Source organism: Streptosporangium sp. NBC_01755, from assembly GCF_035917995.1.
Lineage (GTDB): Bacteria > Actinomycetota > Actinomycetes > Streptosporangiales > Streptosporangiaceae > Streptosporangium.
In genome coordinates this window covers 6,855,721-6,869,024 of sequence record NZ_CP109131.1, presented here as the reverse complement: position 1 = coordinate 6,869,024, position 13,304 = coordinate 6,855,721, and the positions used below count along the sequence as shown (strand labels likewise).

The window sequence follows — 13,304 nt, the reverse complement described above, 5'->3', positions numbered from 1 at the left end:
CACAAGCGTGACCGACCGGCATGCCACCTCGGGGTCGGTCCCGGCAACTTTGGCAGCAAGTAGCGCCTCGAATCGGCCATCCGATGTGGTAAGCGCGGCAGTTGGGCAATAATCTGCTCACGTGGATGACGTGGACCGGTCGATACTGGCCGTGCTCGAGAAGTACGGTCGGATCAGCAACGCGGAACTCGCCGCCCGGGTCGGCCTGTCGCCGTCTCCCTGCCTCCGGCGTGTGCGGCGGCTGGAGGAGACCGGGGTGATCCGCGGTTACCGGGCGCTGATCGATCCCGCTGCGGTCGGCCGCAGCCTGCGGGTGTTCGCCGGTGTCCGGCTGATGCGGCACAGCCGCACGGATGTGGTCGCGTTCGAGCGCGCGATCGTCCGGCTGTCCGAAGTGGTGCATTGCCACCACGTCACCGGCAACTACGACTACCTGCTCCAGGTCGAGGTCGCCGACCTGGCCGCCTACGAGGACTTCCACGCCAACCGCTTGGCCAACCTGCCCAGCGTGGCCGCGGTGGCCAGCTACGTCACCATGAAGACGCTCTCCGCCGACAGCATGTGACCGAGGATGTCCAGGCGGGCGCCGACAGGTTCAGGTGGTGGCGATGGTGAACAGGCCCTCCCGGCCAGACAACGCCGAGAACCTCGGCCAGGCCGCCACCTCGCCGGCGGCGCTCCGGCTCGTCCACCGCCTACATGACCTGGCCGGCCGATGAACGGGGAAGACGGATGCGGACCCGCCGCGGTGCCGAACAGGTAGTGCGTGGACTCGACGTTGGCGACCCGGTCCCGGAACGCCTCGTTGATGGCGTCCTTCAGGGTGCGGGATCCGGACGTCACCGGGACGACCTTCGTGCCGGGCATCCGCATCCGGGCGACGTTCAGCGCCTGGCGCTCCATGTCGACCTCGCCCATGTAGACGACGCATTCGAGGCCGGACAGGGCGCAGGCGGTGGCCGTCGCCACGCCATGCGACCCGGCGCCCGTTTCGGCGATCACCCGCGGCTTGCCCATCCGCCGGGCGAGCAGGGCCTGCCCGAGGACGTTCGTGATCTTGTGTGAGCCGGTGTGGTTCAGATCCTCGTGTTTGACGAACATCCGGACGCCGCCGGCCGGTGAGCACTTGCCGTAGCGGGGCGTTGGTAAGCCCTACCCGAAATTCCGGTGGCACCCCTTCGAGGCGCACTTGGCGCACACACCCGATCGCGGAGAGAAATATTGTGATTACATTGGGTAGTGAAAACGGCAGGCTCGGGTTTCGAGTTCAGGGTTCTGGGGCCGTTCGAGGTGCTGCGGGACGGCGTTCCCGTGCCGATCCGGGCAGCCAAGCTGCGGACGTTGCTCGTGTCGCTGCTGCTCGACGCCAACAAGACGGTCCCCGTCGAGACGCTGATGGACCACCTGTGGGGAGAGGCCCCGCCTGGCGGTGCCCGGAACACCCTGCAGAACTACGTGCTGCGCTGCCGGCACCTGCTGGGGTGCGCCGCTCCCCTGCTGACCTGCCCGCGCGGCTACCTGCTCAGGGTGGACGACGACCGGCTCGACCTGCACCGCTTCGACACCCTGACCGGCCGCGCCAGGGCAGCGGCCGCGGCGGGCTCCATGGAACAGGCGGCGGCGCTGCTGGCAGAGGCACTGCGATCGTGGCGCGGGGAACCGCTACAGGACATCCCGTCGGAGACGCTGCGACGGGAGGTCGCGCCCGTGCTGGCCGAGCGCAGGCTGGACGCGCTCCAGTCCCGCATCGAGGCCGACCTGGCGCTGGACCGCCACGAGGAGGTGCTCCCCGAGCTGCGGAGGCTGACCGCCGCACATCCGCTCCGGGAGCGCTTCTGGGCACAGCGGATGCTGGCGCTGTACCGGTCGGGCCGCCAGGCCGAGGCCCTGCGCTGCCACCACTCCGTCAGGGAGATCCTCGTCGAGGAACTCGGCGTCGACCCCGGCGCGGAACTGCGGGAGCTGCACCGGCGGATCCTCAACAACGATCCCGCACTCACCGCCAAGGGACCGTCCGGCAATCTCCCCAGCGAGATGACGACGTTCGTGGGCAGGGAACAGCAGCTCACCGACGCCGGACGGCTACTGGGGACCAGCCGCCTGGTCACGCTGACCGGGGTGGGCGGAGTGGGCAAGACCCGGCTGGCGCTGCGGCTGGCCACGCAGGTGTCACCCACCTTCCCTGACGGGGTGTGGATCGCCGACCTCACCCCGCTGGCCGAGCCCGAACTGCTCGACCGGACGGTGGCGCAGGCTCTCGGAATCCGCGACCAGTCCGCACGCCCCTGCGTGGACATCCTGATCGAGCATCTGCGTGACAGCAGGACGTTGCTGGTACTGGACAACTGCGAGCACATGGTGAAGGCTGCGGCGACGTTGGTGACCACGCTCCTGCGCGCGGTGCCCGGTCTGCGCGTGCTGGCCACCAGCCGGCAGCGGCTCGGTGTCCAGGGCGAGCACGTCCTGCCGGTGCCACCCCTCGCCGTACCGCCCATAACCCCTCCGGGGGAGAAGGCCGAGCCGCCGCTGACCCGCTACGAGGCGGTGGCGCTGCTGGCCGACCGCGCCGCGGCCTCGGCCCCGGACTTCCGGATCACACGACACAACCGCGGCGTCATCGCGCAGCTGTGCGGGCGGCTGGACGGTGTCCCGCTGGCGATCGAGCTGGCGGCGGTCCGGCTGGGGACGCTCTCGGCAGAGGAGATCCTCGACCGGCTCGACGACCGGTTCCGGCTGCTGGCCGACAACGACGCCGGGAACGCGCCCCGCCATCACCGGACTCTGGGAGGCGTCGTCGGCTGGAGCCACGACCTGTGCACCGAGCACGAGCGGCTGCTCTGGGCACGACTGTCGGTCTTCTCCGGCGGGTTCGACCTGGAGGCTGCCGAGGCGGTGTGCTCCGGTGCGGGCATCGACCGCCACGACATCATCGACGTTCTGGCGGCCCTGGCGCACAAGTCGATCCTGGTCGTGAGCACCCGGGGCAGCAGGACGCGTTACAGCCTGCTGGAGACCATCCGCCAGTACGGCAGGCAGCGTCTGGTCGACCTCGGTCAGGAAACCGCGGTGCGGCGACGCCACCGTGACCACTACCGGAGCACCGTCGCACGGGCCGCGGCCGACTGGTGCGGTCCCCGCGAGGTCGAGTGGCTGTCGCGGCTGCGGCAGGAACTGTCGAACCTCCGCACGGCACTGGACTTCTGCGTCACCGAGCCCGGCGAGGCCCGGAGCGGGCTGGAGATCACCACCAACCTCACCCGGACCCGATTCTGGTTCTTCAGCAGCACCATCGGCGAGGGCCGCCACTGGCTGGAGCGCGGGCTCGCGCTCTCTCCGGGCCCGCCGGACCCGCTCCAGATCGGCGCGGTGGCCCTGGCCGCCTGGATCGCCCTCTGCCAGGGCGACAAGCGGGGCGCCGAGGAGTTCCTGACCCGCTGCCGCCGTCTGACCTCGCGGTTCCCCGATGGTGACGCCCCCGCCGCCCTCACCTACGTCGAGGGCGCCCACGCGCTGCTCACCCACGGCGATCCGCGGTCCATCCCGCTGCTGGCGGAGGCGAAGGACCGGTTCCTGGCGGACGGCGCGACCGGTGACGCCCACATGGCGACGATGCTCTGGGCCATGGCCTGTGCCTTCCTCGGGGACCGGGATACCGCCGTCGCCGCCGGTGACGCCTACCTGGCCGACGCCGAGGCACACGGCGGGGCCTGGGCCTACTCCTGGGGGCTGTGGGGCCTCGGTCTCGCGGAGTTGCGGCACGGCGACCCGGTACGGGCCGCCGCGCTTTTCCGCGACTCCCTGCGTCGCCAGTACGACATCGACGACCGCTGGGGGCCCGTGTGGGGCCTTGAGACGCTCGCCTGGACCGTCGCCGCCGCCGGTCGGCACGACCACGCCGCCGAACTGTTCGGCGCCGCGCACCGGTTGCGGCACACGACCGGGGTGGCGCTCATCGGGCTGCGGCCGTTTCACGACGCCCACGCCGAGGCCGACCGCCTGGTACGGCATGCACTCGGTACGCGCGCCTATACCGCGGCCTTCGAACGGGGGGCCAGGCGCGAGAATGTCATCGGCCTCACCTGCGTGCCCCCATGACGAGGTCCCGCCCACCTGCTCGGGCCCCCGCCCGACCCGACCGCCGCTGCCGGATTTCAGTCTCTTCTCCATCGTCTCGATCCTTGAGGCCGGAACGTCCGCCTAGAAACGGCACCGGCCCGCTCCACCGGGCCCGGCACGGGCGACGACGGCGGCGGTCCTCCGGCCGGGAAGGCCACCGCGGTCACCAGGATTCGCCCGCTTCGAGGCGCCGGATCACCTCCCGGCGGCTGATCTTCCCGGTCGCGTTCAGCGGCAGGGACGTGACCCGGTGCGCGCTCTTGGGCCGCTTGTGCGGGGGCAGTACGGCCCGGCAGTGCCACAGCACCTCCTCCGGCTCGACCCGGCGGTCGCCGGAGCAGGTGTAGACCGCGGTGATCCGCTGGCCCCACTGCGGGTCGGCGAGCCCGACCACCGCGGTGTCGGCGACCCCGTCGACGCGGGTGACCGCGTCCTCGACCTCCCGCGGGTAGACGTTGTAGCCACCGGTGATGATCATGTCGTTGGCGCGGTCGGTCAGCCACAGCCGGCCGCCGTCGCCGAGGTGTCCGATGTCCCCGGTGCGCAGCCGGCCGCCGGTGAACGCCTTGCCCAGGTCGTCGCGGTTCTCGGCGTTGAGGTATCCCGGGGTCACCGGGTCGCCGCGCACCACCACCTCGCCCGGCTCGCCGTCGGGCAGCGGGGAGCCGTGCTCGTCCACCACGCGGAGGTCGACGGCCAGGCAGATCCGGCCCGCGCTGGTCAGCAGCTCCGGTTCTCCGGCGAGGCCGCGGGCGTGGTCGGCCTGGTCGAGCACGGTGAGCGGCGGCATCGCCTCCACCAGCCCGTAGTACTGCACCAGGTGGGGGGTCAGCCGCTCGCTCGCCCGGCGGATGTGGTCGGCGGGCATCGGCGCGCCGGCGTAGGCGAGCATTCGCAGCGAGTCAAGTGGCACCCCGTTCGCCGCCTCCGTCAACCGGCCGACCATCGTGGGGACGAGGGCGGTGTGGGTGACGCGGTGCTCGTCGACGGCGGCCAGGATCGCGGGTGCGTCGGCGTGGTCGAGTAGCACCTGGCGGGCGCCCGCCATCAGGAACGGCAGCACGAAGAGCCCGCTGGTGTGGATCGCCGGGCCCGCGTGCAGGTACACCGAGTCGGGGTCCGGCGGCCCGCCGAGCACCTCGTGCGTCATGGCCAGCGCGGAGGCGATCCGGTTGCGGTGGGTGCGCCTGGCGCCCTTGGGGCGTCCAGTCGTCCCGGAGGAGTAGGCCAGTCCCACCAGGTCGTCGAGGGCGGCGCCGGTGTGCGGCGGCCCGCCGGGCGAATCGGCGATGAGGGCGTCCAGCGGGCGGCCGGGGCCGTCCCCGGTGACCACGGTGCGCGCCGCGCCGAGCCCGTGGCGCAGCGCCTCGGTCGCCTCGGCGTACCGGGCGTCGTAGAGCATCGCGCTCGCTCCGCAGTCGTCGGCGATGCGTTCCCACTCGGCGGCGTCCAGCCGCGGGTTGAGCGGGACGCGCACCAGGCCGGCCATCGCCAGGGCGAGGTCGCACTCGATCAGGGCGCAGCCGTTGGGCTGGAGTTCCAGGACCCGGTCACCTGGTGAGAGTCCGAGCCGGAGCAGCCCGCGGGCGAGCCTGCTCGCCCGGTCGGCGAGCTGGGTGAAGCCGCGCGTCCCATCCGGGCCCAGCAGCGCGGGCCGGTCACCGAATCGGGCGGCCGCCCGGTGCGGGAGCAAGCCGATGGCCACGATCACCTCCGGGGTTTCGCCGACGAGATATTGGTACTATAAACGAAGTCAGATAGGGAGGAGCCGCGTGAACGAGGTTCTGTTGCTGGACGCTCTGCGCACCCCGTTCGGGAGGAGCCGGGGCGGGCTCTCCGGCGTGCGGGTGGACGAGCCGGCCGCGGCCTGCGTCGGCGTCGGGCTGGGCATCGCCGTGGTCCTGGAGGTTTGAGTGGACTCCCCCAACAACCCCGGCGGCACCGGCAACCCCGGCAACCCCGGCGACCTCGGCGGCACCACCGCCCCCGCCGCTCCCCCGGACCGGGCGCCGCGGGCGACCCCGGACCGGCCGACCCCGGAGAACCTCACCCGGATGACGGAGGGCCGCCTGCCGGGACTACTGGGCTTCCGGGTGGTGGCGGCGGACGAGCGGTCGGTGACGGCCGAGCTGGACGTGCGGCCGGACCTGCTGGCTCCCAACGGCTACCTGCACGCCGCGACGGTGGTGGCACTGGCCGACACCGCCTGCGGGATCGGCTGCCGGCTGAGTCTGCCGGACGGCGCGAGCGGGTTCACCACGGTGCAGCTGACCAGCTCCTACACCGGCACCGCCCGAGAGGGGACCGTGCGCACCGTCGCCGCCCTCGCGCACCGCGGGCGCCGTACCCAGGTGTGGGACGCCGTGGTGAGCGGCGACTCGGGCCGGACGATCGCGCTGGTGCGGTGTACCCAGATGATCATATGGCCGTAGACCCCGCCCGGCCGTGCGCGCGGCCACCGCGCACCTCACCGGAGGAAAACCGCGGATCACGAGATGCCACCGCGCATCTCGCTCGAAGAAATCGCGGGTCAAGAGATGGAGCCGGGGTGACCCCCGCACGAGCCGGATGGAATGGCGACATGGCAACGGATCTGTTCGACAAGCACCGCGCGACCCTCGACCGCGCGATCGAGGCGTGCCGCTCCCGCGAGAGCTGGACGGCGTTCGGCGAGTCGCCGGCCGACCACCCCGGCGGGGAGCGGGCCCGGGCGGAGGGGAGGGACGCGTTCGAGGCGCTGCTGGGCCGTCCCTTCGACCTCGGCGGGCCCGGCGCCCCTGTGGCGCAGCCCGACGAGGTCTCCCCCTACACCGGTGAGCCGCTGGGCGTGTGCTACCCGCGGGCGGACGTCGAGGAGTTGTTCGCCGCCGCCACCCGGGCGTGGCCGAACTGGCGGGAGGCCGACCCGCGGACCAGGGCCGGGGTGTGCCTGGAGATCTGCGAGCGGATCTACCTCCGTTCCTTCGAGTTCTCGCACGCGACGATGCACACCGCCGGGCAGAGCTTCGGGATGAGTTACACCGGCAGCGGAACCAACGCGCTCGACCGCGGCGTCGAGGCGATCGCGCAGGCGTACGCGGCGATGTCCCGGGTGCCCGGCACGGCGCGGTGGTCGCGCGCGTTCGGCACCACCACCGTGGAGATGGTGAAGCGGTACCGGCTGATGCCCAAGGGGGTCGCCGTGGTGATCGCCTGTGCGAGCTTCCCCGCCTGGAACGTCTACCCTGCGCTGTTCGCGAGCCTGGTCACCGGCAACCCGGTGATCGTCAAGCCGCATCCCAGCTCGGTGCTGCAGATGGCGCTGGCGGTGCGCGTCTGCCGTGAGGTCCTCGCCGAGGCGGGTTTCTCCCCCGAGCTGGTGGGGCTGGCCGTGGACACGGCGGCCGAGCCGGTCACCAAGCTCCTGGTGCGGCATCCGGCGACCCGGATCGTGGACTTCACCGGCTCGGCCGCCTTCGGCTCCTGGGTGGAGGCCAACGCCTTTCCAGCCGTCGCCTACACCGAGACCTCGGGGGCGAACTCGGTGCTGGTGCACTCGGTCGGGGAGCTGCAGCCGGTGCTGCGCGCGCTGGCCGGCTCGCTGTGCCTGTTCTCCGCGCAGATGTGCACCAGCCCGCAGAACATCTACCTGCCGCGCGGCGGCGTGCCCACCACCGGAGGCACGGTGAGCGCCGCGGACTTCGCGGCCGGGCTCGCCGAGGCCGTACAGGCCATCAGCACGGTGCCCCGGCGGGCCGCCGCTGTGCTCGCCACCGTCCAGTCGCCGAACACCCTGCGGCTGCTGGAGAAGGTGCACGACCGGGCGTCCGCGCGTGGCCGGATCGTCCTCGAACCGCGCCCCTACCAGCATCCCGACCACCCGAAGGCGCGTACCAGCGGGCCGCTGCTGGCGCAGGTGGACATCGCCGACCACGAGCTGTACGGGGAGGAGCGGTTCGGGCCGGTCGCGTTCGTGATCAGCTGTGACGACGCCGACCAGGCGCTGGAGCGGGCCACCCGGGACGCGCGGGAACGGGGGGCGATCACCGCGTTCGCCTACGCCACGGACGAGGCGTACCTGGACCGGGTGGAGGCCGGCTACGCGACCGCCGGCGCCGCGGTGACCTGCAACCTCACCGGACCGATGCCGCTGAACTTCTCCGCCGCCTACAGCGACTACCACGTCACCGGGCTCAATCCGGCGGGCAACGCCTCGCTCACCGATGACTCCTTCGTCACCGGACGGTTCCGCGTCACCCAGTCGCGACGGCCGGCCGTCACCGGTCACTGACGGGCACCGGTCACCGGCAGGCACCGGTCACCGGCGGGCGGGGACGGGAACCCCGGCGCCGCCGGTCATCGACGGGTCAGGGGCGGCCGTCGCCACTCGCCAGGAGGCGGGAGTCGGTGGTCGTCGCCACTCGCCGGGGCGTGGGAGGCGGCGGTCGTCGTGGCCTGCCCGTCGCCGAGCGCGAAGCGCACCTCGGTACGGTCCAGCGGCGTACCGCACGACAGGCAGCGCAGGTACGGCCGGAAGGGCCGGCCGCAGGCGCGGTGGGTGATCAGCAGGTCGGTGCCCGGCGGGCCGGCGTACCACCGCTGGGCCCAGTCGACGATGAAGGCGAACACCCCGAAGAAGGCCAGGCCCTTGTCGGTCAGCAGGTAACGGGGACGCCCGCCGTCGCTCTCCCCTGCGCTGAGCACCCCGAGCTCGGTGAACCGCCGCAGCCGGTCGGACAGCACGGACGGAGCCATGCCGAGCTCGGACTGGAAGTCGGCGAACCGGCGCACCCCGAGGAAGGTGGCCGCGAGCATCACGGTGCTCCATCGGTCGCCGAGCAGCTCGAACGTCTCCGGGAAGTACGACAGCGGGTCGCGCTCGACGTCGTCGCGGACCGTCCTGCGATGGTGGCGCGGCACCGCCACCTGAGCGAAGGTGGCCGAGCCCCGCAGGGTCTCGGTGTCGCGGGCGGTGACCGGGGCCCGGCCACAGGCCGCGCAACCGAGCTCGACGTCGGTGCGCCTGCCGCAGCCCTCGTGGATCAGCTCCGGCAGCCCGCGGCGCCGAGGCACCCAGCTGCGCTCCCAGGACCAGATCTCCACCAGCAGTGGCCACAACTCCAGCGCGCGCTCGGTCAGCAGGTACTCGGTGCGGGTGCGGCCCTGCTCGCGGTAGGGGGCCGGGCGCAGCAGCTCTCCGGCGACGAGCTCCTTGAGCCGGTTGGCCAGCACCGACTCCGACATGCCCAGCTCGTCACGCCAGTCCGCGAACCGGCGGGTGCGCATCAGGAAGGCCCGCTGCAGGATCAGCAGCGTCCACTGGTCGCTGATCGCCAGCAACGCCTGCCCGATCGCACTGGGTCGTCGGTCTTCCGCCACCCGTTCCGCCTTTCCCTGCTTTCCGTCGTCAGACGGTCATGCTACTTTGGCCTCTGACTTCTCTTATAGAAGTGTGTGGTCGTCGCACGAAAGGGGCGTCGAGATGACACAGCAACCGCAGCCGATCGCCGTGGCCCGGGCGGTCGCCGAGAACGGCGACGAGCCGAACCCGTACCTGATGGGAGTGTTCGCCGCCGTCCAGGACGAACTGACCGCCGAGGACCTGGAGGTGGTCGGCGAGATCCCCGCGGACCTCAACGGGGTCTTCCTGCGCAACGGGCCCAACCGCCGCTTCGAGGCGCCCGGCCGCTACCACATGTTCGACGGCGACGGCATGATCCACGCGATGCACTTCGAGAACGGCCGGGCGCGCTACCGCAACCGCTACGTGCGCACCACCGCCTACCACGAGGAGTCCGCGGCCGGCGAGGCGCTGTGGACCGGCGTGATGGAGAATCCGAAGGGCAACCCGTTCGGCAACGGGCACGGCCTGGGCATCAAGGACTCCGCCAACACCGACGTGATCTACCACCGGGGAAAGGTGCTGGCCACCTGGTACCTGTGCGGAACCCCCTACGCGATCGACCCGCTGTCGCTGGAGACCCTGGGCGCGGAGAACTTCCTCGGCACCCTGAACGGCGACATGATGGCCCACCCCAAGGTCGACGAGGCCACCGGTGAGCTGCTGTGGTTCGACTACGGCCCGGACGGCCCGCCGTACATGCGCTACGGCGTCGTCGGCCCGGAGGGCACGGTCACCCACGTGACCGACATCGACCTGCCGGGGCCCCGCCTGCCGCACGACATGGCCATCACCCCGAACCACACGATCCTGATGGACCTGCCACTGATCCAGGACCAGCAGGCCCGCGCCGCCGGGAAGTACCGCATCTCCTTCGAGCGCTCGCTGCCCGCCAGGTTCGGCGTGCTCCCCCGGTACGGCGCCGGCGACACGATCCGGTGGTTCGACGCCCAGCCCTGCTACATCTACCACGTCATCAACTCCTGGGAGGACGGCGACGAGATCGTCCTCGACGTCTGCCGGGTGAAGAACCCGCAACACCAGGCGACCTACACCTCGAAGATCGCCCAGATGCTGGCCTACCTGCGGCTCAACGCGCACATCTACCGCTACCGGTTCAACCTGCGCACCGGCCGGACGTCCGAGGGCCCGCTGGACGACGACAACATCGAATTCCCCAGCGTCGACTCGCGCGTCATGGGCCGGCCGCACCGCTACTCCTACAACATGCACCTCGCCACCAAGGAGACCCTGCTGTTCGACGGGCTCGTCCGGTTCGACTCGGCGACCGGGGAGAAGCAGGAGCACAGGTTCGGCCCCGGGCGGTGGGGCTCGGAGGCGCCGTTCGCCCCCCGCGACGGCTCCACCGGCGAGACCGACGGCTACCTGGTCAGCTTCGTCAACGACGAGCGGGCGGAGCGCGCCGAGGTCGCGATCTTCGACGCCGCCGACGTCACGGCCGGGCCGGTCGGCAGAGTACTGCTGCCCCGGCGCGTTCCCACCGGGTTCCACGCCACCTGGGTCCGCGCCGACCAGCTGCGCACCGCGGGAGGCGCCCGATGACCGACGTCTACGTGCTCGCCACCCTGCGCACCCCGCGAGGGAAGGGACGTCCGGGCGGCGGCCTTTCCGGGACAACCCCGCTGGAGCTGCTGACCCGGCTGCTGGCGGGCGTCGGCGACCGGGCCGCGGCGCTGCCCGGCCTGGTCGAGGACCTGATCGTCGGATCGGCCACCCAGACCGGGGAGCAGGGCGGCGACCTGGCCCGCACCGCGGCCGTGCTGGCCGGCTGGGGCGAGTCCGCCTCCGGGATGACCCTCAACCGGTTCTGCGCCTCCGGCGTCGACGCGATCAACACCGCTGCCGCGCACATCGCCTTCGGCTCGGCGGGCCTGATCGCCGCCGGCGGCGTGGAGTCGGTGTCCCGGGTGCCGATGTTCGCCGACCAGGCGCCGATCTGGTGTGACCGGGAGGTCGTGGAGCGGGTCGGCTCGGTGCAGATGGGCATCGCCGCCGACCTCATCGCCACCCTCGAAGGACTGGAGCGCGAGCAACTCGACGGCTACGCGCTGCGCAGCCAGCGCCGCGCCGCCGCCGCCTGGGAGCAGGGCAGGTTCGCCGGCTCGCTGCTGCCCGTACGGCACGGCGACCAGGTCGTGCTCGACCATGACGAGACCGTCCGGCCGGGCACCACCGCCGAGAGCCTCGCCGCGCTGGAGCCTGCCTTCGCCGCGCTCGGCGCCAAGGGACAGGACGACCTCGTCCGGCGCAGGCGCCCCGAGGTCGGCGAGATCCGGCACCTGCACACCGCCGGGTCCTCGCCCGCGATCGCGGACGGCGCCGGGATCGCCGTGCTCGGTGACGCCGCCGCGTCGGCGGCGGCCGGGCTCCGCCCGCGAGCCAGGGTGGTCGCCGCCGCCACGGCCGCGGTGGACCCGGTCATCATGCTCACCGCCGGGCAGGCCGCTGCGGAGAAGGCCCTGAAGCGTGCGGGGCTGGCGCCCGGCGACGTCGACGTGTTCGAGATCGCCGAGGCGTTCGCCGCGACCTGCCTGAAGTTCCAGCGGGACCTCGGCGTCACCGACGAGCAGCTCAACCTCAACGGGGGGACGATCGCGATGGGGCACGCCTTCGGCGCCACCGGCCCGATCCTGCTGGCGTCCTGCGTGGACGAGCTGGAGCGGACCGGTGGGCGCTACGGCGTGATCGCGGTCAGCGGCGCCGCCGGAACCGGAAGCGCCACCGTGCTGGAGCGCATGCCATGACCCGATCGACCGACGTGACCGGTCCGGCCGGAGCCGCCGGCCTCCCGCAGGTCCCCCGGCTGGCGGTGTCGCTGGGGTTCTGGCAGGACCGGCCGCCCGGCGAGGCCCTGCTGACCGCCCGCGCCGCCGACCGGCTCGGCTACGACGAGCTGTGGGTGGGCGAGATGGCCACCTACGACGCCTTCGCACTCGCCACGGCGATCGGCCTGCGGACCGAGCGGATCGGGCTGACCGTGGGCCCGCTGGCGGTGGCCGTACGCGACCCGATGACGATCGCCCGCGGCGTGGCGTCGGTCGCCGACCTGACCGGGCGCCGGGTCGGCGTCGCGGTCGGCACCTCCAGCCCCCTGGTCGTGGCCGAATGGCACGGCCGCGACCGGAGCCGCCCGGCGACCAGGCTGCGGGAGTCGGCCACGGTGCTGCGGGAGCTGCTCAACGGGCGCAAGCCCTCCTTCGACGGGGAGACCGTCCGCACCCGCGGCTACCACCTGCGGCTGGACGCTCCCCACTCGGAGCTGACCGTGGCGGCGTTCGGCCCTGCGGCCGTCGGCGTCGCCGCCACCCTCGCCGACCGGATGGTGCTGAACCTGATCACCCCGGCCTCGGCGGCGGCCCTGGTCCGGCGGCTGCGTGACGCCGCCGCCGTGGCCGGGCGCGAGGTCCCCCGGGTGGCCGCCTGGGTCTGCGCCGCGGTGAACCCCACCGAGGCCGCCGTCGAGCAGCTGCGCCGCGCCGTGGTCGGTTACCTGGCCGCCCCCGGCTACGGCGAGATGTTCACCGAGGCCGGGTTCGGCGACGTCGTCGAGTTCGCCCGCACCAGGCCGCACCCGAGGGAGCTGCTGGCCGCCGTCCCCGTCGAGCTGATCCAGTCGGTCGGCCTGGTGGGCGACGAGGCGACGGTCCGTGACCGGCTCGCCGATTACGGCCGCGCCGGCGTGGACGAGGTGGCCCTGGTGCCGACCGGCGTCGAGGCCGACCCAGGCGGGGAGAAGACCCTCGCGGCCCTCCGGCCACCGGTGGCCGAAAGCTGACATGAGGGCCGG

10 protein-coding genes and 1 pseudogene are annotated in these 13,304 nt (G+C 72.5%); 8 read left to right on the top strand and 3 right to left on the bottom strand.

Going from position 1 to position 13,304, the window contains the following annotated elements; all coding sequences use genetic code 11:
• Positions 1-121 precede the first annotated feature (121 nt).
• Positions 122-565: an Lrp/AsnC family transcriptional regulator gene (locus OG884_RS31665; protein ID WP_326638982.1), complete on the top strand. Its 444-nt coding sequence runs from the start codon at positions 122-124 to the stop codon at positions 563-565.
• 154 nt (positions 566-719) lie between these two features.
• Here the strand turns inward: OG884_RS31665 and OG884_RS31660 are convergent.
• Positions 720-1,095: pseudogene (locus tag OG884_RS31660) on the bottom strand (pyridoxal-phosphate dependent enzyme); the annotation flags it as partial.
• 144 nt (positions 1,096-1,239) lie between these two features.
• On the opposite strand from OG884_RS31660, the gene OG884_RS31655 reads away from it, so the two are divergent.
• Entirely contained in the window at positions 1,240-4,095 is a 2,856-nt protein-coding gene (locus OG884_RS31655; RefSeq protein ID WP_326638980.1) for an ATP-binding protein, read from the top strand.
• Between the two features lie 184 nt (positions 4,096-4,279).
• On the opposite strand, the gene OG884_RS31650 is transcribed toward OG884_RS31655, so the two are convergent.
• The gene (locus OG884_RS31650) at positions 4,280-5,821 is read right to left on the bottom strand and encodes a class I adenylate-forming enzyme family protein (RefSeq protein ID WP_326638979.1); all 1,542 of its coding nucleotides are present in this window, start codon (positions 5,819-5,821) and stop codon (positions 4,280-4,282) included.
• Between the two features lie 67 nt (positions 5,822-5,888).
• Between OG884_RS31650 and OG884_RS31645 the strand changes: the two genes are divergently transcribed.
• The 3 genes from OG884_RS31645 (at position 5,889) to paaN (ending at position 8,386) form a co-directional block, all read left to right on the top strand.
• A complete protein-coding gene (locus OG884_RS31645) occupies positions 5,889-6,029 on the top strand; it encodes a hypothetical protein (RefSeq protein WP_326638977.1) in 141 nt (46 codons plus the stop codon).
• Positions 6,030-6,548 (top strand): PaaI family thioesterase, encoded by a 519-nt coding sequence (locus OG884_RS31640; RefSeq protein ID WP_326638975.1) that lies wholly within the window; start codon positions 6,030-6,032, stop codon positions 6,546-6,548.
• Positions 6,549-6,697: 149 nt separating this feature from the next.
• On the top strand, positions 6,698-8,386 hold the full coding sequence (paaN, locus tag OG884_RS31635) for a phenylacetic acid degradation protein PaaN (protein ID WP_326638973.1): 1,689 nt from the start codon (positions 6,698-6,700) through the stop codon (positions 8,384-8,386).
• Positions 8,387-8,451: 65 nt separating this feature from the next.
• On the opposite strand, the gene OG884_RS31630 is transcribed toward paaN, so the two are convergent.
• Positions 8,452-9,474, bottom strand: coding sequence for a winged helix-turn-helix transcriptional regulator (locus tag OG884_RS31630; protein WP_326638971.1), 1,023 nt, complete (start codon positions 9,472-9,474; stop codon positions 8,452-8,454).
• Between the two features lie 103 nt (positions 9,475-9,577).
• Between OG884_RS31630 and OG884_RS31625 the strand changes: the two genes are divergently transcribed.
• The 3 genes from OG884_RS31625 to OG884_RS31615 are packed head-to-tail and all read left to right on the top strand — an operon-like array spanning position 9,578 to position 13,292.
• Complete coding sequence (locus OG884_RS31625; protein WP_326638969.1) at positions 9,578-11,059, top strand: carotenoid oxygenase family protein; 1,482 nt, start codon at positions 9,578-9,580, stop codon at positions 11,057-11,059.
• Positions 11,056-12,261 (top strand): acetyl-CoA C-acyltransferase, encoded by a 1,206-nt coding sequence (locus OG884_RS31620; RefSeq protein WP_326638968.1) that lies wholly within the window; start codon positions 11,056-11,058, stop codon positions 12,259-12,261. Before OG884_RS31625 ends, OG884_RS31620 begins: the two co-directional genes overlap by 4 nt.
• Entirely contained in the window at positions 12,258-13,292 is a 1,035-nt protein-coding gene (locus tag OG884_RS31615; protein ID WP_326638966.1) for an LLM class F420-dependent oxidoreductase, read from the top strand. Before OG884_RS31620 ends, OG884_RS31615 begins: the two co-directional genes overlap by 4 nt.
• Positions 13,293-13,304: the final 12 nt, after the last annotated feature.

Bases quoted from the DNA above. Each gene is read 5' to 3' on its own strand.
- paaN (WP_326638973.1), top strand. From the start codon at position 6,698: ATGGCAACGGATCTGTTCGACAAGCACCGCGCGACCCTCGACCGCGCG.
- OG884_RS31625 (WP_326638969.1), top strand. From the start codon at position 9,578: ATGACACAGCAACCGCAGCCGATCGCCGTGGCCCGGGCGGTCGCCGAG.
- OG884_RS31620 (WP_326638968.1), top strand. From the start codon at position 11,056: ATGACCGACGTCTACGTGCTCGCCACCCTGCGCACCCCGCGAGGGAAG.
- OG884_RS31615 (WP_326638966.1), top strand. From the start codon at position 12,258: ATGACCCGATCGACCGACGTGACCGGTCCGGCCGGAGCCGCCGGCCTC.